Below are 19,735 nucleotides of genomic sequence, written 5' to 3'. Positions count from 1 at the left end.
TCCGCACGCTCGCAAAAAATATGGCGATGAACGACGAAAAGGTCAGTTAGCGAGCGGAACTGCGCCGTTCGCTGCCGAACCATTGCCGGCGGCACTGGCCGCACCGGCCAGCGGGTCGGCGTTGCCGGTCGCGGGCGCGGGGGCCTGCGTGGCGGGGGCCGACTTGACCAGCGAGGTATCGATGTCGCCGCCTGCATGACGGACCGAGGCGATGACCGCCAGGGTGATCGACAGCAGGACGAAGATGGTCGCCAGGATCGTGGTCGAACGCGTCAGGAAATCCGCCGCGCCGCGCGCCGACATCAGCCCGGCCGGGCTGCCACCGACGCCCAGACCGCCACCTTCCGACTTCTGCATCAGAATGACGGTGACCAGCAGGGCAGCGACGATCGCCTGCACGACGAGAAGGAAGGTGAACATGCGGGTTCTTTTCTGTCCAATGAAGGAATGCGTTGGCGCGCACATAGCGATGATGGGCCGCCGGGGCAACCGGCGAGCCTGTCGATATGAACGAAGGCATGGATGAGGGCGCGTGCAGAGGGTGCTGCGGATGGCTTGCAATGGCCCATATAATCAAGTCTGAACAGTGAAAGAACCGTTCGGGCTGAGCGAAGTCGAAGCCCTCGGCCGAGCGGAGCGAGGCAATAGCTTCGCCTTCGCTCAGCAGCGCCCTTCGACTTCGCTCAGGGCGAACGGAGTGAAGATAGCCAGCCCCTTCAACGCACAGCCAGCAACGAGCCCGACTCGCATCAGGCCAGAATGCCCCCTCTTCCGCACGAAGAGAGGGCGTTCGGCATCAATCCGCGGCGGCGATCACCGGTTCGAACTTGGCGGCCGACAGGCTGGCGCCGCCGACCAGACCGCCGTCGACGTCCGGCAGGGCGATGATCTCGGCGGCATTGTCGCCGTTCATCGATCCGCCATAGAGGATGCGCATGGCATCGGCCTGTTCCTGGCCGATCCGGCTGGCAAGCGCGGCGCGCAGGGTGGCGTGCATCGACTGGATCGCCTCCAGCGTCGGGATGCGGCCGGTGCCGATCGCCCAGATGGGTTCATAGGCAACGGCCAGCCAGTCGGCGCTTGCGCCTTCGGGCAGAGAGGCGAGCAACTGGGCGGTGACCACTTCGTCGGCATCGCCAGCATCGCGCACGGCGAGCGTTTCGCCCACGCACAGGATCACCTTCATGCCCGCGGCATGGGCGGCGACCGATTTGGCGGCAACATCGGCGTTTGTCTCGCCGCGCGTCTCGCGCCGTTCGCTATGGCCAGTGATGACCCAGGTAGCCCCCGCCTCGATCAGCATCTCGGCCGACAGCGAGCCGGTATAGGCGCCGCTCAGTTCCATATGGCAGTTCTGGGCGCCGATGAAGGCTGCGCCCCTCAGCTGCGACCCGGCCATGATCAGCGTGGCCGGCAGGCAAAGCCCGACTTCCACCGCCGGATGCTGCGCGGCGAGCTTGCCGATCGCCTCCACCTCGTCGAGATGCGCGCGCATCCCGTTCATCTTCCAGTTGCCGACCACCAGCTTGCGCCTGCTCATCGGTCCAAGTCCCCTTGTGATTATTGCTGCACGTGCCCGCAGCGGGTCCCCACGGCATGCACCGCGTCTCCTGGTTCCGCTTTCAGGCAATCAAGCCGATGGACGGCGATGCAGCATTTGTCCAGACCGTCCGCCACGGCCGCACTTGCCGCCGGGTCGATCCGCCCCTAAAGCGGGCCGCCATATCGCCGCATAAAAACCGGACATTCTCATGCTCTCTGTCTTCCGCAGTTTCATCCGTTCCAAATTCGGCGCCTTTTTCGCGATCCTCTTTCTGGGGTTGATCGCGGCGGCGTTCATCCTGGGCGACATTTCCAGCGGCAAGTTCGGGACCGGCCTGGGCGGCGGCGACACCGTCGCCAAGGCCGGCGGTTCCAAGCTGCGCATGAGCGAGCTGCAGGACCGCATCCAGCGCGTGTTCGAAAATGCGCGCCGCGAAAATCCGGGCATGCAGATCGGCGATTTCTTTGCCCAGGGTGGTGGCAAGCAGGTGTTCGACCAGCTGGTTGCCGCGCTGACGCTCAAGCAGTTCGCCAGCGATCAGGGCGTCCATATCAGCAAGCGGCTGGTCGATGCGCAGATCGCGCAGATCCCCGCCTTCCAGGACGCGGCCGGCAATTTCAGCCAGGATAATTTTCGCGCCCTGCTGCAGCGTGAGCGGATCAGCGAACAGTCGCTGCGCGACGATATCAGCCGTGAAATCCTGCAGCGCCAGCTGCTGGCCCCGGTCGGTCTGGGCGTGAAGCTGCCCGACAGCGTGGCGCTGCCCTATGCATCGCTGCTGCTGGAAGAACGCCAGGGCACGATCGCCGCGATCCCGGCCGCCGCCTTCCTGGACGCCAAGGAGCCGACCGACGCGCAGGTCGCCGATTTCTACAAGAAGAATGCCGCGCGCTACACCATCCCGGAACAGCGCCGCATCCGCTATGCCGTGATCGACAGCGAGCGTTTCGCCCAGGCGGCCCAGCCGACCGAGGCGGAAATCACCGCCGCCTACAACCAGAACAAGGCGGCCTATGCCGCCAAGGAAAATCGCAGCGTCGAGCAACTGGTGCTGCCGACCCAGGCGGGCGCCAAGGCAATCGCCGACCAGGTGAAGGCCGGCAAGACGCTGGCCGCCGCCGCCCAGGGTGCGGGCCTGGCCGTATCGACCCTGACCGACCAGAGCCGCGAGGCGCTGGCCGCCACCGCGTCCAAGCCGGTCGCCGACGCCGCCTTTGCCGCCAAGCAGGGCGAACTGGTCGGCCCGGTCCGTGGTTCGCTCGGCTGGATCGTGCTGCGCGTCACCGCGCTCAACAATGTCCCGGCCCGTGCGCTGGCGTCGGTGCGCGATGAAATCATTGCGACGCTGCGCACCCAGAAGGAAAAGCAGCTGCTGACCGACTTCACCGGCAAGATCGAGGATCAGATCGCCAATGGCGGCACCTTCGAGGAAGTCGCGAAGGATAATGGCCTGAAGCTGGAAACCTCGCCGCTGCTGGTGTCGAGCGGCAAGCAGGTCGAGGACGAGACCTATCAGCCCAACAGCGACCTGCAGCCGCTGCTGGCCCCCGTCTTCGCGATGAGCGCCGACGATGATGCCCAGCTGGTGCCGATCACCGCCGACAAGCGCTATGCGCTGGCCGCGCCGGGCGACATCGTCGCCCCCGCCCCGCCGCCGCTCGCCAAGATCAAGCCGCTGGTCGTGGCGCAGTACAAGCTGAGCCAGGGCTATGAGAAGGCGCAGAAGGTGGCCGAGGACATCCGCGCCAAGGTCGCCAAGGGCACCAAGCTGGCCGATGCGCTGGCCCAGGCCGGCGTCAAGCTGCCCGCCCCGCAGGTCGTGGGTGGCCGTCGCGCCGACCTGATGCGCGGCCAGCAGCGCCCGCCGGCGGAAATCGCCATCCTCTTCTCGATGGCCGCCAACAGCGTGAAGACCCTGCCGATCGGCCAGGATCGCGGCACCTTCGTGGTGCAATTGAACGCCATCAAGCGTGGCGACGCCGCCGGTCAGCCCGAATTGCTGAACCAGGTCCGCACCCAGCTCGGCGACGTCGTGGGCGAGGAATATGGCGCCCAGTTCGAGCGCGCGATCGAGAAGGACATGGGCGTGACCCGCAAGGCGAACGCCGTGGCCGAAGCCCAGAAGGCGCTGTCCGCCACCAACAGCGGCGAGCAGTAAGATGGCGGCGCAGGGGGGAATGGTGGACGGCACGGCCGTCGCTCGCGCGGCACTGGCACAGGGTCGTTCGGGCCTGGTGTGGCGGCGGCAGATTGCCGACACCGACACGCCGATCTCCGCTGCGCTCAAGCTGTTCGAGCCGGACCGGGGCGACTTCCTGCTGGAATCGGTCGAGGGCGGCGCGGTGCGTGGCCGCTACAGCCTGATCGGCCTGGCCCCCGACCTCGTCTATCGCGCCGAGGGGGCAAAGGGCGAGATCAACCGCCAATGGGCGACCGATCGCGACGCCTTCGTCCTGGCCGAACAGGATGCGTTGCAGGCGCTGCGCGCACTCGTGGCCGAATGCCGCGCCGATCTGGACCCCGCCCTGCCAGCCGCACTCGCCTGTCTGGTCGGCTATTTCGGCTATGAGACGGTAGGCCTGGTCGAAAAGCTGCCCCGCCCGGCCGCCAACGACATCGCCCTGCCCGACATGCTGTTCGTGCGGCCGACCGTCATCCTGGTGTTCGATCGCCTGGCCGACGCCCTGTTCCTGGTCGCCCCGGTATGGAAGGATCAGGCCGCCGACGCGGAAAAGGCCATCGCGCAGGCGCTGGAGCGGATCGACGCGACCGCCGCGCGCCTGGCTGCGCCGCTGCCGGCCGTGCCCGCCCCGGCCGACATTGCCGAGATCGACGTGACGCCGGTGTTGGAACCGGGCCGCTACGCGCAGATGGTCGACCGCGCCAAGGACTATATCGTCGCAGGCGACATCTTCCAGGTGGTGCTGGCGCAGCGCTTCACCAGCCCGTTCACCCTGCCGCCGATCGCGCTCTATCGCGCACTGCGCCGGATCAACCCGTCGCCCTTCCTCTATTATCTCGACCTGCCCGGCTTTGCGCTGATCGGGTCGAGCCCGGAAATCCTGGTCCGCGCCCGCGATGGCGAAGTGACGATCCGGCCGATCGCCGGCACCCGCCCGCGCGGCAAGAATGCGGTGGAGGACGCCGCCAACCGCGCCAGCCTGCTCGACGATCCCAAGGAACGGGCCGAGCATCTGATGCTGCTGGACCTGGGCCGTAACGATGTCGGCCGCGTCGCCAGCGCCGGCAGCGTTACCGTGACGGAAAGCTATACGGTCGAATTCTACAGCCATGTAATGCACATCGTGTCGAACGTGGTCGGCCGTCTGGCGCCCGAAAAGGATGCGATCGACGCGCTGTTCGCGGGCTTCCCCGCCGGCACCGTGTCGGGCGCGCCCAAGGTCCGCGCCTGCGAGATCATCGCCGAACTGGAGCCGGAAACGCGCGGCGCCTATGCCGGCGGCGTCGGCTATTTCGGACCGGACGGCAATATGGACAGTTGCATCGTGCTGCGCACCGCCGTGCTGAAGGATGGCGTGATGCACGTCCAGGCCGGCGCTGGCATCGTCGCCGATTCGACCGCCGAATATGAGCAGCGCGAATGCGAGGCCAAGAGCGGCGCCCTGCTCGCCGCCGCGCGCGAAGCCGTCAGCCTGGCCAAGCAGGCTGGCTACGGGCAGTAAAGGCCTTTAACGACAGGCCCGCCAGCCCGTCGCACCGCGTTCCGCCTGATCGAGGTGGAAATGGTCGCGATGGGCGGCATTATAGTCGGGCGAGAGCACGGTCGAGAAAAGGCCGCAGGCGCCATCGCGCACGTCACGCAGGAAGGCGGCGTCCTTGCCCTGCCCCTTCCAGTCGCCGACCACGCTGATCCGGTGGCCATCGGCCAGCACGAAGCCCGCGACATCAATCGCGTCGGCCGTGGCATGTTCGCTGAAGTCGCCCTGGCTGCGACCGTACATGCGCCGGCAGCTATAGGAACCGAAATGGGTGATGGAGCGCACCGGCTGGCCGAACAGGCGCTGGGCGGCGGGCTGCACCACCTGCCATTCCCAGACGCGCAGGGCGGCAACCACCGGGCAGGACGGCGCCACCCCGGCGGGTGACAAGGCGATCATGCCCTTTTCCGCCTTCAGCCGGACCGCGTCGGCATAGCCGCACTGCCCCTCGCCCCCACCCGGCTTCATCGCCGTATAGGCAATGCCCGCCCGGTCGAGCAGCGCCAGGCATTGCGCCCGGTCGCCGGTCAGGGCGGCGAGCTTGCGACCGGTGAACAGGCCGACCGGCTGCGACAGGTCCAGCCTGGTCCAGGGCAGATCCTGCGGTCGCTGGCGCAGCAGCGCGTATCCGACCCAGAGCAGGCCAAGGATGACAGCGACAATGACAAGGGCACGAAGGGTCAGATGAAGGCGGCGCATGCCCTAACCACGCCGGACCTGCCGCATTGGTTCCGACGTGACCGGATAGCCCAGATGCGCCGGGATGCAGAGATGCGGCTCGCCGTCGCGCTCCTCGAACCAGGGGCGCACCTTTTCCACCGGGATGCTGCGGGCATGGGCGGCGAGCGCGTCGAAACTGTCATATTGCGCCAGCCGTTCCAGATTGCGGCGGGTCGGGAAGATGACATGCCCGTCGCCGCCATCGGCACGGGCGATGGTCGCGGCGGCGCTGCTCCAGAACAAACGAACATTCTCGGTCGCGTCGACGCTTGCCTCCTGCCCCAGCGGCGCGCGGGCGAGATAGAAGCGGGTGTCATAGACGCGGATCGCCTTTTCCCGTGCAGACGGGTGCCAGCGGGCGAACGGCACCAGCGCATCCAGCGCCAGGACGATGCCACGCGGCGCCAGAAGATCGCCGAGCGGCGCCCCGCCGAGCAGGCCCGCGCGAATCGCCGACACGGTGGCGGCATCGACAGACCCCGCCAGACCGACGCCCAGGCCGCTTTCCTCGATCGTCTCGCGAATGGCCGCGATCCGTGCTGCGACCTCGTCACTGGCCAGATCGCTGGACATACTGGCGGCCAGCGCCCGGTCACTATCATCGACGCCGCCGCCCGGAAAGACCAGCGCACCGGCGGCAAAGGCCATGGTCGCGGCCCGTTCCATCATCAGCAGCTCGGGCGCGGCGCCCGGCCGGTCGCGCACGATCACGATCGTCGCTGCGGGGCGCCCCGCGTCATTCTCTTCGCTCATGCCCCGGTCTAGGCCGCATCCGGCGGGGCGGTAAAGCCCCGCCCCGGCCAGAGGCGTCAGGCAGCCATCAGCGGAAGGCCGACATAATTTTCCGCCAGCGTGCGCTGCGCCGCCTGCGACCCGCGAATATAGTCGATCTCGGCCGCCTGGATGCGGCGGGCAAAACCGTCCATGTCGGGGAAGCGGTGCGTGATCGAGGTGAACCACCAGGAAAAGCGCTCCGCCTTCCAGACACGCGCCAGAGCGCGGGCGGAATAGCCGTCCAGCCCGGCATCCGATCCACCGCGATAATGGTCGACCAGCGCCTCGCTCAGCATGATGACGTCCGACGCGGCGAGGTTGAGCCCCTTGGCGCCGGTCGGCGGCACGATATGGGCAGCATCGCCGGCCAGGAACAGCCGGCCCCAGCGCATCGGTTCCGACACGAAGGAGCGCAGCGGCGCGATCGACTTCTCGAAGCTCGGCCCGCGGGTGACGCGCGATGCGGCGTCGGGGCCAAGGCGCAGGCAAAGCTCGTCCCAGAAACGATCGTCGGACCAGTCCTCGACCTGCTCGTCGAGGCCGCACTGGATATAATAGCGGCTGCGCGTGGGCGAGCGCATCGAGGCGAGCGCGAAGCCGCGTTCATGATTGGCGTAGATGAGTTCATGGTCGGCGGGTGGCACATCCGCCAATATGCCGAGCCAGCCGAACGGATAGACACGCTCGAACGTGCGCAGCACATGGGCGGGGATGCTGTTGCGGCTGACGCCATGATAGCCGTCGCAGCCGACGACATAGTCGCATTGCAATGCCTGCGTGACGCCATCCTGGCGCCAGCGGACCACGGGATGATCGCCGTCCAGCCCCTCCAGCGTCACATCCTGCGCATTCCAGACGATCTCGACACCGCGCTCCGGCGCCGCCTCGAACAGGTCGTGCATCACTTCCTGCTGGCCATAGACGGTGACCGCGCTGCCGCCGGTCAGCGCCGCCATGTCGATGCGGAACAGCGAACCGTCGAGCGAAATCTGGGTGCCGCCATGGACCAGCCCCTCGCGATCGAGCCGGCTGCCGAGGCCCAGCCGATGCATCAGGTCGGTCGTCACCTGTTCCAGCACGCCGGCACGCACCCGCCCCTCGACATAGGCCCGGTCGCGCCGTTCCAGCACGACCGCGGCAATGCCCCCCGCCGCGAGCAGATGGGCCAGGAACATGCCGGCCGGGCCGGCGCCGATAATGGCTATGCTGGTGCGCATTCGCATCCTCTCATGATCCGGGCGCGCTGACGGCGCCCCTGTTTGTCCGATGCGCCTACCCTATCCGCACGGCCGGCGATGGACATGGGCGCACCAGCCTATTAATTGGACAATTCATCAGCCCCAGCGCATCCCGACGGGACCATGCCCAATGTCGAAACAGTCCTTCCCGACCTTCTACCTCTATGGGGAGCCCCACAGGCTGGTGGCGGAGGGCTTCGTCCATGTCGAAACGCTGGACGATCGCTCACGTCCCAGCGAATGGACGATCAAACCGCATGCTCATAGCGAGCTGAGCCATATCTTCCTCATCACCTCGGGCGGCGGCGCGATGGAGGCGGATGGCGCGGAGCTGCGCTTCGTCGCGCCCAGCTTCCTGCTGGTGCCGGCCACCGCCGTGCATGGCTTCAAATGGCTGGAGGAAACCGCCGGCTTCGTCATCACCATGGCCGACGCCTATCTGCAGGATCTGGGCCGCCATGGCCCGGAACTGACCGGCCTGTTCGAGCGGCCCGACGCGATCGAGATGAGCGCAGCGCAATTGCCGCCAGTCGAACGGCTGGTGGCCGATCTGATGCGCGAACTCAGCTGGTCGGCGCCGGGCCACCGGGCGGCGGTCGATGCGGCGATGCTGTCGCTGCTGGTGACGGCACTGCGCCATCGCAGCGCCGCCGTCCACGCCGCCCCGCGTGCCGGACCACATGCGTCGATCGTGGCGCGGCTGCGCGAACGGATCGAGCAGCGCTTCCGCCTGCGCGAACCGGTGTCGGTCCATGCCGCCGCGCTGGGCGTCAGCCAGACCGCCCTGCGCGTCGCCTGCGCGCGGATGGCGGGCCGATCGCCGGCGCAGATGCTGGACCAGCGCGCCCTGCTCGAAGCGCAGCGGGCCCTGCTCTATTCCAACCTGTCGATTGCCGAGATCGGCTTTTCGATCGGCTTTGCCGACCCGGCCTATTTCAGCCGCTTCTTCCAGCGCAACATGGGCCTGTCCGCCCGCGCCTATCGCGAGGCCCAGCAGGGCGCGAACGGATAAGGCGCGCCGCCCGCTCTGGACTTGGCGATCAGGCCTGCCTGGCTGCGCTGCTGAGCAAGGCGTTCGCCACATCGCGGGCATTAGCGGCAAGTTCCTCGTCCGGTAGCTCGCCCGCGGTCCAGAAGGAGAGCACACCGCGAAAGCCGAAGGCCAGATGCCTTGCCAGGGCAGGCAGCGTTGGGTGCCCGTCGATCAGGCCCTCGCCAGCACCGATCGCCAGGGTCCACAGCGCGGTGGACTGCGCCAGCACTTCGCCATGGGTCGGCCCCGGCGTGCCGAGCCACCCCATCACCGCCCGGTTCACGCGTGGTTCTTCCAGCATCAGCTCGACCACCGTGGCGACCGCCAACAGCACGCGCTGGCCGGCATCATCGCGCCGCGGCTTGTCCGCGAAGCGTTGGGTCGCGGTGGCGATCCGCCGCGCCGACAGGGCGTGCATGATCGCGGCCTTGCTGCCGAACTGGTTGAAAGGCGTGGCGAAACTGACGCCCGCTTCGGTCGCCAGATCGCGCATCGAAAATTCCGCCTTGCCGTCGCGCAGCAGGCGTTCGGCCGCGTCGATCACACGATTGCGCACCGGTTCACCACGCGAACCGGTCGAGGGGGGCTTGATGGACGTCATGTTGCTATTTATATCATGATATAGTTGATGTTCAAATCATGGAGTAGGCCATGTCGGCGCTGATCCCCAAGACTTTCCTGATTACCGGCGTCAGTTCCGGCCTGGGCCGGGCCTTTGCCGAGGGCGCGCTGGACGCCGGCCACGCCGTCGTCGGGACCGTGCGGAACCCCAAGGATGCCGAAGCCTTTGCGGCGCTGGCGCCCGGACGCGCGCATCCGCTGCTGCTGGACGTGACGCATCTGGACGCGATTCCGGCGGCCGTGGCGGACGCCGAGCGGCGCGCCGGGTCGGTCGACGTGCTGGTGAACAATGCGGGCTATGGCCATGAGGGCGTGCTGGAGGAATCGTCGATCGACGATCTGCAGCGCCAGTTCGCGGCCAATGTGTTCGGCCCGGTGGCGATGATGAAGGCGGTGCTGCCCGGCATGCGCGAAGGCGGCGCGGCCATATCGTCAACATCACCTCCATGGGCGGGTTCATCACCATGCCCGGCATCAGCTTCTATTGCGGCAGCAAGTTCGCGCTGGAAGGGATTTCCGAAGCGCTGGGCAAGGAAGTGGCGCCGTTCGGCATTCATGTGACGGCGCTGGCGCCCGGCCAGTTTCGCACCGACTGGGCCGGGCGGTCGATGGACCGCACGCCGCGCAGCATCGCCGACTATGACGCGGTCATGGACCCGATAAGGGCGGCGCGTCAGGCCAAGAGCGGGCAGCAGCCGGGCGATCCCGCGCGCGCGGCGCAGGCCTTGCTGACTTTGGTGGAAGCGCCGGCACCGCCGACCCGCCTGTTCCTGGGCGACGATGCACTGGGCCTGGTCGAAGGCAAGATGGCCGCCATGGAAGCCGAGATCGCGCAATGGCGCGCATTGTCCCGCTCCACCAGCTTTGCCGCATAAGCGCGGCGATCCCCCGCCAACAGAAAGACATAGACCATGTTTGGAATAACGCCTCTGGGCTGGCTCCATACGCTCGGCAGCCTGCCCGCCATTCCGCTGGCCGCCTATATGTTCGCGCGCCATGGCCGGATCATGCCGCGATCGGCACCGGGCATCGCCTATCTCATCTTCATGCTGATCGGTGCCGGCACCGTGTTCCTGGTGGCGCATCAGCCCGTCAGCTACGGCATCGGCACGGTGACGATCCTGCTGCTGATCGCCGGCTATGGCGTGGACAATATCCGCTTTCTCGGGCGGGCGCGGCGCTATCTGGAAACCGTCTTCCTCAGCCTCACGGCGTTTCTGCTGATGGTGCCGACCGTGACCGAAATCCTGCGCCGCGTGCCGGATGGTCATCCGTTCGTCACCGACCTCAAGTCGCCCTTGCTGCTGGGATCGCAGGCTGTACTTCTGGCAATGCTGATCCTGGGCCTTGCCGCCCAGTTGATTGCCCTGCGCCGGCAAAATGGCAGGATCTCCTGATGATGACCGCAATGGCCCGCTTGCTTGCACTTCCCCTGTCTGGGCTGGCGCTGATCGGCGCTGCGGCACCCGAAACGCGTTTCGATATCAGCCTGCCGGCTGCGCTGGGCGACGACGCATCGGGACGGTTATTGCTCTTTGCTGCACCGCTGAGCGCCGACAATGGCAAGAGCGAGGATATCGACATCAATGGCCCCGACGACGCCCGCATCTTCGTGGCGGGCCGCGATATCACCAGTTTCGGGTCCGATCGCACGATCAGCATCGATGCCGGGGAAAGCGCCTTCCCCGAGGGGCTCGCGGCCCTGGCGCCCGGAGACTATCGGGTGCAGGACGTGCTCGATCGCGACGGCGACTATAATTATGGCGGGCGGGGGCCGGGCGACCTGGTCTCGAAGGTGGTGACGTTGCGTCTGCCGCTAGGCGCCAGGCCATCGATTGCGCTCGATCACAAATTGCCGCCGGCGCCCGCGCAGTTCGACGTCACCGGCCTGCCGCCGCGCGCCGCCGAGCAGATCACCGCGTCGCGCCCGCATCTGCACGACGAACAGGTCGTATCGAAAGTGCTGACCCGCTTTCGCGGCACGCCGCAGAGTGTCGCCGCCTGGGTGCTGACCCCGCCGGGCTATGATCCCCATGGCGGCGTCACCTATCCCACGGTCTATACGGCCGGTGCGTTCGGCACCAATCACCGGGTGGACGGGCAGCAATTGTCGCGCATCTGGCACCTGATGGAGACAAAGGCCATTCCGCCGATGATCTGGGTGACGCTGGACTTCGCCTCGCCCACCGGCACGACCGAATTTGCCGACAGCGTCAATAATGGTCCTTGGGGCGAAGCGCTGACGCGCGAGATCATCCCGGCGCTCGAAAGCCGCTATCGGATGGACGCCAGGCCCTCGGGCCGGTTCCTGACCGGCCATAGTTCGGGCGGCTGGTTCGCGCTCTGGGCGATGGTGCGCTATCCCGCCATCTTCGGTGGAAGCTGGGCCTCGTCACCCGATCCATTGGATTTCCGGCATTTCATCGGCGTCGACCTCTATCAGCCTGGCGCGAACATGTATCGCGATGCCCAGGGCACGGCCCGTCCGCTGGAGCGCGCCCATGGCGGGGTGAAGACGACGATCGCGCAGGCGGTGGGGATCGAGACGGTGCTGGGCCGGGACGGCGGCCAGTTGCGATCCTTCGACTGGACCTTCTCGCCGCGCCGTGCGGACGGGACGCCGGCGCCGCTCTTCGATCGGGTGACGGGCGCAGTCGATGCGCAGGTCGCGGCCTATTGGCGGGAAAATTATGATATCGGCCACCGGATCGAGACCCAATGGCCACGCCTGCGCCATGACCTGGAGGGCAAGGTCCATGTCGTGGTCGGGACCGCCGATTCCTATTATCTCGACGGCGCCGTCCATGATCTGGAGGCCGCGTTCCGCAAGGTGGGTGGACGGGCAGAGTTCATCTATGTCCCCGGCGCGTCGCACAGCATCAACGAAGTCTATGCACGGGACGGCGATCGCAACGCCTATTACCGGGAAATGGCGCAGGCCATGTATGCGGTGGCGCGGCCATCAGGGGCCACAGGCGGGCGCTGAAGCGAAATCCGCCGGCGGGCGGGAGGAGGAGGCGCGGTCCGGTTTGACGCCCGGACGAGGCGCGGCTACCGCGCGGGGCATGATCGTTCTGCTCTCTCCCGCCAAGACGCTCGACTTCGAGCGCGCGCTGCCGCCCCTTGCCGTCACCACGCCGCATTTCGCCGAGGAAGCGCGCGGGCTCGCCAAGTCGGCCGCCAATCTTTCGCAGAAGCGGCTGGCAGAACTGATGCATATCTCGCCGCGCCTGGCCAAGCTCAATGCCGACCGGTTCCGGGACTTTTCCGAGCTACCCGAGCGGCAGGCGCTCTATGCCTTTGCTGGCGACGTCTATTCCGGTTTCGAGGTGGACACGCTGGACGATGCGGCGGTGGCCTTTGCGCAGGATCATGTGCGGATGCTGTCGGGCCTTTACGGGCTGCTGCGCCCGCTGGATGCGATCCGCCCCTATCGAATGGAAATGGGCACGCGCTGGGCGCCGCGGCACAAGAAGCTGACCGACTGGTGGGGCGATCGCATCGCCGCGCTGCTGCGCGCACATGCCGCTGAAGAGGGATCCGGCGTCGTCCTCAATCTGGCCAGCCAGGAATATTTCGCGGCGGTGGAGAACAGGCTGGACGGCCTGCGCGTGATCCATGTCGATTTTCGCGAGCCGGGGCCGAATGGCCCGCGCTTCGTGAGCTTCAACGCGAAGCGGGCACGCGGCATGATGGCGCGCTGGATGTGCGAACATCATGTCGCCGATGTCGAGGCCATGCATGGCTTTGACACTGACGGATATCGCCTCGATCCGGCCGAGAGCGACGCCGACCATTGGCGCTTCATGCGCGCCTGACCGGCGCAGGGCATCTGCCGCGAGGCGGCGCGCATGATGCCGCTTGCATTCCCGACAAGGCCAAGGCACCCCGCCCGGATGCACATGGATACAGATCTGGAAACCGCTCTGCTGGGCCCTGTCATCCCTGACCGGTCCTGCGGCGATTGCACCATGTGCTGCACCATTCTGACCGTCGACACGCCCGACTTCAAGAAAGCGGCGGGCGCGCCCTGCGCGCATCTGGGCAAGCAGGGATGCAGCATCCATGCCGTGCGCCCGCATATCTGCCGGACATGGTTTTGCGCATGGCGCCGGGTCCAGGCCATGCCCGATGAAGCCCGTCCGGACCGGTCCGGCATCCTGGCGTCGATCGATTTCGTCCGCGAACCGCGCAACTGCTTCGAAGGCGTATCGATCATGGTTCGCATGCTGCCCGGCAGCGCTGCGATCGAGAATGGCATGGCCGGCGCGATCCTCGACAGTCTTTGCGATCAGCTGGTGCCCGTCTGGTTCAGCGACGGATCGCGGAAGATGTTGATGCATCCCGACAATGAGGTCGCGGCCCTCGTCCTGTCGGGGGATGCCGCCCCCGCCCACCTGCGCGCCGAAGTCGCCGCCTGGCGCGCGCGTTACATGAGCTTTTCATCCAGGGCGTGACACCGGCCCCGGCAAGCGCCGCTCGCCCGGCCGGTCATGTGGGGCGCGGATGGCCCCTACCGCCGGCACATCGCTTGTGCCATTGATCGATCCATGACGACGCTGCGCCTCTCCGCCGAACCACGTCCGCTCGGCAAGAGCGGCATTTCCGTCTTTCCGATCGCCTGGGGCATGTGGCGCCTGGCCGGCGAGGATATCGCCCAGGCCCGCGCCAGGGTGGAGGCGGCACTGGACGCCGGCATCACCCTGCTCGACACGGCGGACATCTATGGCTGCGACACACCCGCCGGTTTCGGATCGGCCGAAACGCTGTTCGGCCAGATATTGGCGGATGCCCCTGAACTGCGGCAGCGCATGATCATCGCCACCAAGGGCGGCATCCGGCCGGGCATCCCCTATAATAGCGGCGCAGCCTATCTGGCCGAGGCCATCGATGCGTCCTTGACTCGAATGGGCATCGACCGGGTCGATCTCTACCAGATCCATCGCCGCGATTTCCTGACCCATCCGCAGGAAGTCGCCGCCAGCCTGACCCGCATGGTTGAAGCCGGCAAGGTGCGCGCGATCGGCGTATCCAACTATGCGATTCATGAACTCGACGCGCTCCAGACCTTTCTCGACCTGCCGATCGTCAGCACCCAGCCCGAATTTTCCGCGCTGCGCACGGCGCCGCTCCATGACGGTACGCTCGATCAGGCGATGGCGCGCGACATGGCGGTTCTGGCCTGGTCGCCGCTGGGTGGTGGTCGCCTCGCCAAGGCGCTGCACCCGGCTGCTGTGATGCTTGCAGATCAGGGCGAGCGCTATGGCGTCGATATCACCGCCGCCGCCCTGTCCTGGATCATGGCGCATCCCGCGCGCCCGATTCCCATTGTCGGCAGCCAGTCCGCTGCCCGCATTGCCCGCAGCATCGATGCCTTCAAGGTCGAATGGACCCGCGCCGAATGGTATGCGGTACTCGAAGCGTCGATGGGAGAAAGGCTGCCCTGATCCGCCGGTGCAGGATCGCGATCTTGCCAAGCTGTCCGATGATCATGGGGTGCGCCGGCCAGTGGCGTCCGGTCCGCGCCGCCAATGCCACACGGCACAGGTTATTCATTTCGAAGGGAAATGGTGGAGCCTAGGGGGATCGAACCCCTGACCTCGTCATTGCGAACGACGCGCTCTCCCAGCTGAGCTAAGGCCCCAAAGGTGGGCTGCCTATAGGCGAGGGATTTTCGCCTTGCAACGGTCTTTTGCGCAAAAAATCACGGCCTTTCCTGATCTCGATCAAGAGCCCCGGAAATCGGCCCTTTCCGCCTTCGGCAGGGCGGTTGAAAGGCGCGACGTTACCCGCCCGTAACGCCCGGAACGATGGGCCGCGCCACCCATTGATGGCCTGTCGGTGCAACAAGCACGCACCACCGGAGGGCGCGATCCTCCGACAAGCACAAGGAGACGGACCATGGGTTATCAAGGCGGACGCCGCTATGGCGGCGATGATCGCTATTCGACCGACTGGGATCGCGGCAACGACCGTTACAATGATCGGTACAGGGCGCCACGCGACGAGCGCGCCTATCGATACGGCATGCGCGGCCAGTTCAGCGGGCCGGGTGCCCGCCCCTACCCCCAGGGCTATGACCCCGACGAGCGCGGCTTCTTCGACCGGGCCGGCGACGAGATTCGCAGCTGGTTCGGCGATGACGAGGCGGAGCGCCGCCGCGAATATGACGAATATTATAACCGCCCCTATGGCGACCCGCGCGACCAGTCGAGCCGGCTTGGCTATGCCTCGGCCGCACGCAGCGACTATCTGCCCGGCCGTGGCTTTGCCCCCTATACCGGCGAACGCAGCGGCTATGGCAGCGAGGACCATGGCTATCGCAACCGCGCCTTTGGGCCGCAGCAGGACTATGGCGCGCATCATGACAGCAACTATTATAGCTGGCGCCAGCAGCGGATCGACGAACTGGACCGCGACTATGCCGAATATCAGCGCGAACATCGCGATCGCTTCAACAGCGAGTTCGGTACATGGCGCACCCGTCGCGGCGAGCAGCGCCAGGCGGTGACGCAGGTGCGCGAGCATATGGAAGTGGTCGGCAGCGATGGCGAACATGTCGGCACCGTCGACAAGCTGCGCGGCGACCGCATCATCCTGACCAAGAGCGACAGCGATGCGGGTGGGGTCCACCATTCCATCCCGTCCTCCTGGATCAAGTCGGTCGATGCGACCAAGGTGACGCTGGAGAAGAGCGCGGATGAGGCCCAGCACGCCTGGCGCATCGAGCGTGAGCAGCAGGCGCTGTTCGGCGATCGCGACGATACCCGTGGCACCTATGGCGCCGGATCGTCGACCAATTATGAAAAGAGCCGTTACCGCTAAAGCGGGACGGTGAAATGAGAGGCCCGGCCGCGATGCCGGGCCTTTTTCATATGGCGGCCAGCACCCGCTGCGCCTGCACCAGATGCGGGCGATCGATCATCTTGCCGTCCAGCTTCAGCACCCCGGCACCCGGATTGGCGGCAAAGGCATCGACCACGGCGCGAGCATGATCGACCTCCGCCGGGGTCGGAGTAAAGCCGGCATTGATCGCCGCGACCTGGACCGGATGGATCGCCATCATGCCGGTAAAGCCGTCGCGCCGCGCCCGGCCGACATAGGCGGCCAGATCATCCATCGCGTCGATCCGCGGGAAGACCGTGTCGATCGCCGCGACACCGGCGGCATGGGCCGCGAACAGGGTCAGGCTGCGCGCCATCTCGATCGGCGCGGTATAACGGCCATCGGCCTCCCGCGCGCTGGTAGCGCCGATCGAGGCGGGCAGATCCTCCGCCCCCCAGGTGAGGCCGGCCAGCCGATCACGCACGCCGCGATAGCTGCCAAGCTCGAACAGGGCGGCGGGCGTTTCCGTGGCGATGGGCAGGATCGGCGGCAGCCGCCCTGCCCCGGCCAGTTCCTCCAGCGCCAGGATGCTGGCCGCCCCTTCCGCCTTGGGCAGCATGATGCCGTCGGGCGCCGCCGGCAGGATGATGGCCAGATCGTCGGCGGTCTGCCCGCCCTCCAGCGGATTGACCCGGACGAAGGCGGTGCAATTGCGCGCCTCCCCCAGCCATGCAGCGATCGCATCACGGGCATAGCCCTTGCGCTCGGGCGCGACCGAATCCTCCAGGTCGAGGATAATCGCATCCGCGCCGCTCGCCGCCGCCTTGTCGAACCGTTCGGGACGATCGCCCGGTACAAAGAGCAGCGAGCGGAGTTTCATGTAGACCTCTTCTTGAGCAACGCCATGCGCAGGCACTGGCAGACAATCTCGTCCCGCTGGTTGAGCAGGCGATGGGTGAAGGTGACGATGCCGGCCTCGGGGCGCGAGCGGCTTTCCTTGAGCTCTGTGACCTCGGTCTCGCAACGCAGCGTATCGCCGATGAACACCGGCTTGGGCATGACGAGCTTGTCATAGCCCAGGTTCGCGACCAGCGTGCCCATGGTGGTATCCCCCACCGACAGGCCGATCATCAGCGCGAAGCTGAAGGTGCCGTTGACCAGGATCTGGCCGAATTCCGAAGCCTTCGCCGCTTCGGCATCCAGATGCAGCGGCTGGGGATTATGGGTCATGGTGGTGAACAGCAGATTGTCGGTCTCGGTCACCGTGCGGCGCAATTCATGCACGATCCGGTCGCCCACCTGCCATTCGTCAAAATGCCTGCCCGCCATAGTTCGCCCTCTATATAAATATGCACTATAGTGCAATTATCATTCCATGCAGCCGGATCGGCTCAACCTTCGCCATGATCGATCTGGGCCAGCAATACGCCCTCGCTCACCTGCCCGCCCTCGGCCGCGTTCAGGTCTGCGACCACGCCGTCGAACGGCGCGACCAGGCTATGCTCCATCTTCATCGCTTCGAGCGTCAGCAGCTTCTGCCCCTTGGTCACCGCCTGCCCCGCCGTCACCGCCACGGCAATGATGCGGCCGGGCATGGGCGACAGGATCGCGCCGTCGGATGCGGCACCGCCCGCGCCACCGGCAACGCGCCAGGGTGTCATTTCCCAGACCTGCCCGCCCTCGGCAATCAGCACATCCTCCAGCGGCCGGGCGTCGCCCAGACGCGGATCATAGCGCACGGCATGGGGATGACCGTTCAGCAGGAAATTCGCCTCCGCCCGGACCGGCGCATTGAGGCGGAAGCCCGCCAGCGCCCCGCCAGGCGTCAGCGCCGCTGCCGCGTCGGCCAGTGCCGCGTCGGACGGATCAGCCGGCGGCAACAGCGCGTCGCCCTCCCGCGCGATCAGGCCGGTGTCGAGCCGGGCCGCCGCGAAATCCGCATTCTCCAGCGCCTTGACCAGAAAGCCCGCATTGGTGCGCAGCGGCCAAATCACCGTCTCGTCGAGCGCCCCCGCCAGCCGCAGCCGCGCCGCGTCGCGCGTGTCGCCATGGGCGATGACCTTGGCGATCATCGGATCATAATAGGGCGAAATGGTCGCGCCTTCCTCGACGCCGGTGTCGATGCGCGCACCGCCACCCAGCTCGAACGTGTCGAGCGTGCCGATCGAGGGCAGGAAGCCCTTGGCCGGATCCTCGGCATAGAGGCGCGCCTCCATCGCCCAGCCATTGATCGACAGTTGCTCCTGCGTCCGCGGCAACGGCTCGCCCGATGCGACCCGCAACTGCCATTCGACCAGATCCTGGCCGGTAATCTCCTCGGTCACGGGATGTTCGACCTGAAGCCGGGTGTTCATTTCCATGAACCAGATGCGGTCCGCGCGCAGGCCGTCAGACCCGTCGGCGATAAACTCGATCGTGCCGGCACCGACATAGTCGACCGCCTTGGCCGCATTGACCGCCGCCTGGCACACGGCCGCACGGGTCGCTTCATCCATGCCCGGTGCCGGCGCTTCCTCGATCACCTTCTGATGGCGACGCTGGAGCGAGCAGTCGCGCTCGAACAGATGGACGACATTGCCTTGGCTATCGCCGAACACCTGCACCTCGATATGGCGCGGATTGGTGATCCATTTTTCCAGCAGCACCTGATCGTTGCCGAAGCTGGACGCCGCCTCGCGCCGGCAGGACAATAGGGCATCGGCGAAGTCGGCCGCGGCATCGACCTTGCGCATGCCCTTGCCACCGCCACCGGCGACCGCCTTGATGAGGACAGGATAGCCGACCGCGTAGGCCTCCGCCGCCAGCCGCTCGGGTGACTGGTCTTCGCCCAGATAGCCCGGCGTGGTGGGCACGCCGGCATCCTGCATCAGCTTTTTGGCCGCGTCTTTCAGGCCCATGGCGGTGATGGAGGACGGGTTGGGGCCGACCCAGATCAGCCCCGCATCGATCACCGCCTGCGCAAATTCGGCATTTTCCGACAGGAAGCCATAGCCAGGGTGGATCGCCTGCGCCCCTGTCGCTTTCGCTGTCGCGATGATGCGGTCGCCGACCAGATAGGATTCGCGCACCGGCGACGGGCCGATATGCACCGCCTCGTCCGCCTCGCGCACATGCAGCGCGTCGGCGTCGGCATCGGAATAGACCGCGATCGTGCGGATACCCAGCCGCCGCGCGGTGCGGATGATGCGACAGGCAATCTCGCCCCGATTGGCGATGAGGAGGGATTGGATCATAGTGCATTCCTCCCCGGCACGGGGAGGGG

20 protein-coding genes and 1 tRNA gene are annotated in these 19,735 nt (G+C 66.7%); 11 read left to right on the top strand and 10 right to left on the bottom strand.

Translation table 11 applies throughout. The annotated features are described in order from the left end of the window. Window positions 1-42: 42 nt before the first annotated feature. Together secG and tpiA are read right to left on the bottom strand one after the other, a co-directional pair. Window positions 43-420: a preprotein translocase subunit SecG gene (secG, locus tag A0U87_RS08600; RefSeq protein WP_004211256.1), complete on the bottom strand. Its 378-nt coding sequence runs from the start codon at window positions 418-420 to the stop codon at window positions 43-45. Window positions 421-796: 376 nt separating this feature from the next. Continuing rightward, the gene (gene tpiA, locus A0U87_RS08595) at window positions 797-1,540 is read right to left on the bottom strand and encodes a triose-phosphate isomerase (protein ID WP_048937879.1); all 744 of its coding nucleotides are present in this window, start codon (window positions 1,538-1,540) and stop codon (window positions 797-799) included. A 211-nt stretch (window positions 1,541-1,751) separates the two neighbouring features. Between tpiA and A0U87_RS08590 the strand changes: the two genes are divergently transcribed. Then, window positions 1,752-3,701, top strand: coding sequence for a peptidylprolyl isomerase (locus A0U87_RS08590; protein WP_037517726.1), 1,950 nt, complete (start codon window positions 1,752-1,754; stop codon window positions 3,699-3,701). 1 nt (window position 3,702) lies between these two features. Then, window positions 3,703-5,226 (top strand): anthranilate synthase component I, encoded by a 1,524-nt coding sequence (trpE, locus tag A0U87_RS08585; RefSeq protein WP_080993589.1) that lies wholly within the window; start codon window positions 3,703-3,705, stop codon window positions 5,224-5,226. Between the two features lie 6 nt (window positions 5,227-5,232). Here the strand turns inward: trpE and A0U87_RS08580 are convergent, their stop codons facing one another. The 3 genes from A0U87_RS08580 to pobA are packed head-to-tail and all read right to left on the bottom strand — an operon-like array spanning window position 5,233 to window position 7,973. Further along, on the bottom strand, window positions 5,233-5,961 hold the full coding sequence (locus tag A0U87_RS08580; protein WP_048937878.1) for an extensin family protein: 729 nt from the start codon (window positions 5,959-5,961) through the stop codon (window positions 5,233-5,235). Between the two features lie 3 nt (window positions 5,962-5,964). Continuing rightward, window positions 5,965-6,735: an NUDIX domain-containing protein gene (locus A0U87_RS08575; RefSeq protein ID WP_048937877.1), complete on the bottom strand. Its 771-nt coding sequence runs from the start codon at window positions 6,733-6,735 to the stop codon at window positions 5,965-5,967. Between the two features lie 56 nt (window positions 6,736-6,791). Further along, window positions 6,792-7,973 carry a 4-hydroxybenzoate 3-monooxygenase gene (gene pobA, locus A0U87_RS08570; protein WP_048937876.1) on the bottom strand — a complete coding sequence of 394 codons (1,182 nt, stop codon included), beginning with the start codon at window positions 7,971-7,973 and terminating at the stop codon, window positions 6,792-6,794. Window positions 7,974-8,124: 151 nt separating this feature from the next. Between pobA and A0U87_RS08565 the strand changes: the two genes are divergently transcribed. Next, window positions 8,125-9,006, top strand: coding sequence for a helix-turn-helix domain-containing protein (locus A0U87_RS08565; RefSeq protein WP_048937875.1), 882 nt, complete (start codon window positions 8,125-8,127; stop codon window positions 9,004-9,006). 28 nt (window positions 9,007-9,034) lie between these two features. Here the strand turns inward: A0U87_RS08565 and A0U87_RS08560 are convergent, their stop codons facing one another. Beyond that, window positions 9,035-9,628 (bottom strand): TetR/AcrR family transcriptional regulator, encoded by a 594-nt coding sequence (locus tag A0U87_RS08560; RefSeq protein WP_048937874.1) that lies wholly within the window; start codon window positions 9,626-9,628, stop codon window positions 9,035-9,037. A gap of 50 nt (window positions 9,629-9,678) precedes the next feature. Here A0U87_RS08560 and A0U87_RS26715 point away from each other — a divergent pair, with 50 nt between their 5' ends. The 7 genes from A0U87_RS26715 to A0U87_RS08530 all read left to right on the top strand — a co-directional run bounded on the left by A0U87_RS26715 (window position 9,679) and on the right by A0U87_RS08530 (window position 15,095). Further along, a complete protein-coding gene (locus A0U87_RS26715) occupies window positions 9,679-10,209 on the top strand; it encodes an SDR family NAD(P)-dependent oxidoreductase (protein ID WP_240700536.1) in 531 nt (176 codons plus the stop codon). Beyond that, window positions 10,095-10,523, top strand: coding sequence for an SDR family NAD(P)-dependent oxidoreductase (locus A0U87_RS26710; protein ID WP_240700535.1), 429 nt, complete (start codon window positions 10,095-10,097; stop codon window positions 10,521-10,523). The genes A0U87_RS26715 and A0U87_RS26710 overlap by 115 nt, the downstream gene beginning before the upstream one ends. A gap of 36 nt (window positions 10,524-10,559) precedes the next feature. Beyond that, on the top strand, window positions 10,560-11,045 hold the full coding sequence (locus A0U87_RS08550) for a hypothetical protein (protein WP_122928214.1): 486 nt from the start codon (window positions 10,560-10,562) through the stop codon (window positions 11,043-11,045). Beyond that, window positions 11,045-12,634, top strand: a complete 1,590-nt coding sequence (locus A0U87_RS08545; protein WP_137405439.1) for an alpha/beta hydrolase-fold protein — start codon at window positions 11,045-11,047, stop codon at window positions 12,632-12,634. Before A0U87_RS08550 ends, A0U87_RS08545 begins: the two co-directional genes overlap by 1 nt. Before the next feature lie 79 nt (window positions 12,635-12,713). Further along, window positions 12,714-13,466 (top strand): peroxide stress protein YaaA, encoded by a 753-nt coding sequence (gene yaaA, locus A0U87_RS08540; protein WP_137405438.1) that lies wholly within the window; start codon window positions 12,714-12,716, stop codon window positions 13,464-13,466. An 84-nt stretch (window positions 13,467-13,550) separates the two neighbouring features. Next, window positions 13,551-14,105 carry a zinc/iron-chelating domain-containing protein gene (locus A0U87_RS08535; RefSeq protein ID WP_080993587.1) on the top strand — a complete coding sequence of 185 codons (555 nt, stop codon included), beginning with the start codon at window positions 13,551-13,553 and terminating at the stop codon, window positions 14,103-14,105. A 93-nt stretch (window positions 14,106-14,198) separates the two neighbouring features. Continuing rightward, window positions 14,199-15,095 (top strand): aldo/keto reductase, encoded by an 897-nt coding sequence (locus A0U87_RS08530; RefSeq protein WP_048937869.1) that lies wholly within the window; start codon window positions 14,199-14,201, stop codon window positions 15,093-15,095. A 121-nt stretch (window positions 15,096-15,216) separates the two neighbouring features. On the opposite strand, the gene A0U87_RS08525 is transcribed toward A0U87_RS08530, so the two are convergent. Further along, window positions 15,217-15,292 (bottom strand) — tRNA-Ala (locus A0U87_RS08525). A gap of 257 nt (window positions 15,293-15,549) precedes the next feature. Here A0U87_RS08525 and A0U87_RS08520 point away from each other — a divergent pair. Continuing rightward, window positions 15,550-16,473, top strand: coding sequence for a DUF2171 domain-containing protein (locus A0U87_RS08520; protein ID WP_037517711.1), 924 nt, complete (start codon window positions 15,550-15,552; stop codon window positions 16,471-16,473). Between the two features lie 46 nt (window positions 16,474-16,519). Here the strand turns inward: A0U87_RS08520 and A0U87_RS08515 are convergent, their stop codons facing one another. From A0U87_RS08515 to A0U87_RS08505, 3 genes are all read right to left on the bottom strand, one after another. Continuing rightward, on the bottom strand, window positions 16,520-17,353 hold the full coding sequence (locus A0U87_RS08515) for a CoA ester lyase (RefSeq protein ID WP_048937867.1): 834 nt from the start codon (window positions 17,351-17,353) through the stop codon (window positions 16,520-16,522). Further along, a complete protein-coding gene (locus A0U87_RS08510) occupies window positions 17,350-17,802 on the bottom strand; it encodes a MaoC family dehydratase (protein ID WP_048937866.1) in 453 nt (150 codons plus the stop codon). Before A0U87_RS08510 ends, A0U87_RS08515 begins: the two co-directional genes overlap by 4 nt. Window positions 17,803-17,864: 62 nt before the next feature. Next, complete coding sequence (locus tag A0U87_RS08505; protein WP_048937865.1) at window positions 17,865-19,706, bottom strand: acetyl/propionyl/methylcrotonyl-CoA carboxylase subunit alpha; 1,842 nt, start codon at window positions 19,704-19,706, stop codon at window positions 17,865-17,867. Between the last annotated feature and the right edge of the window lie 29 nt (window positions 19,707-19,735).

The sequence above is a fragment of the Sphingobium sp. MP9-4 genome (genome assembly GCF_005281675.1).
In the GTDB taxonomy this organism is placed as follows: Bacteria; Pseudomonadota; Alphaproteobacteria; order Sphingomonadales; family Sphingomonadaceae; genus Sphingobium; species Sphingobium yanoikuyae.
This window is presented reverse-complemented; position numbering and strand designations above follow the sequence as displayed.

Bases quoted from the DNA above. Each gene is read 5' to 3' on its own strand.
- secG (WP_004211256.1), bottom strand. From the start codon at position 420: ATGTTCACCTTCCTTCTCGTCGTGCAGGCGATCGTCGCTGCCCTGCTG.
- tpiA (WP_048937879.1), bottom strand. From the start codon at position 1,540: ATGAGCAGGCGCAAGCTGGTGGTCGGCAACTGGAAGATGAACGGGATG.
- A0U87_RS08590 (WP_037517726.1), top strand. From the start codon at position 1,752: ATGCTCTCTGTCTTCCGCAGTTTCATCCGTTCCAAATTCGGCGCCTTT.
- trpE (WP_080993589.1), top strand. From the start codon at position 3,703: ATGGCGGCGCAGGGGGGAATGGTGGACGGCACGGCCGTCGCTCGCGCG.
- A0U87_RS08580 (WP_048937878.1), bottom strand. From the start codon at position 5,961: ATGCGCCGCCTTCATCTGACCCTTCGTGCCCTTGTCATTGTCGCTGTC.
- A0U87_RS08575 (WP_048937877.1), bottom strand. From the start codon at position 6,735: ATGAGCGAAGAGAATGACGCGGGGCGCCCCGCAGCGACGATCGTGATC.
- pobA (WP_048937876.1), bottom strand. From the start codon at position 7,973: ATGCGCACCAGCATAGCCATTATCGGCGCCGGCCCGGCCGGCATGTTC.
- A0U87_RS08565 (WP_048937875.1), top strand. From the start codon at position 8,125: ATGTCGAAACAGTCCTTCCCGACCTTCTACCTCTATGGGGAGCCCCAC.
- A0U87_RS08560 (WP_048937874.1), bottom strand. From the start codon at position 9,628: ATGACGTCCATCAAGCCCCCCTCGACCGGTTCGCGTGGTGAACCGGTG.
- A0U87_RS26715 (WP_240700536.1), top strand. From the start codon at position 9,679: ATGTCGGCGCTGATCCCCAAGACTTTCCTGATTACCGGCGTCAGTTCC.
- A0U87_RS26710 (WP_240700535.1), top strand. From the start codon at position 10,095: ATGGGCGGGTTCATCACCATGCCCGGCATCAGCTTCTATTGCGGCAGC.
- A0U87_RS08550 (WP_122928214.1), top strand. From the start codon at position 10,560: ATGTTTGGAATAACGCCTCTGGGCTGGCTCCATACGCTCGGCAGCCTG.
- A0U87_RS08545 (WP_137405439.1), top strand. From the start codon at position 11,045: ATGATGACCGCAATGGCCCGCTTGCTTGCACTTCCCCTGTCTGGGCTG.
- yaaA (WP_137405438.1), top strand. From the start codon at position 12,714: ATGATCGTTCTGCTCTCTCCCGCCAAGACGCTCGACTTCGAGCGCGCG.
- A0U87_RS08535 (WP_080993587.1), top strand. From the start codon at position 13,551: ATGGATACAGATCTGGAAACCGCTCTGCTGGGCCCTGTCATCCCTGAC.
- A0U87_RS08530 (WP_048937869.1), top strand. From the start codon at position 14,199: ATGACGACGCTGCGCCTCTCCGCCGAACCACGTCCGCTCGGCAAGAGC.
- A0U87_RS08520 (WP_037517711.1), top strand. From the start codon at position 15,550: ATGGGTTATCAAGGCGGACGCCGCTATGGCGGCGATGATCGCTATTCG.
- A0U87_RS08515 (WP_048937867.1), bottom strand. From the start codon at position 17,353: ATGAAACTCCGCTCGCTGCTCTTTGTACCGGGCGATCGTCCCGAACGG.
- A0U87_RS08510 (WP_048937866.1), bottom strand. From the start codon at position 17,802: ATGGCGGGCAGGCATTTTGACGAATGGCAGGTGGGCGACCGGATCGTG.
- A0U87_RS08505 (WP_048937865.1), bottom strand. From the start codon at position 19,706: ATGATCCAATCCCTCCTCATCGCCAATCGGGGCGAGATTGCCTGTCGC.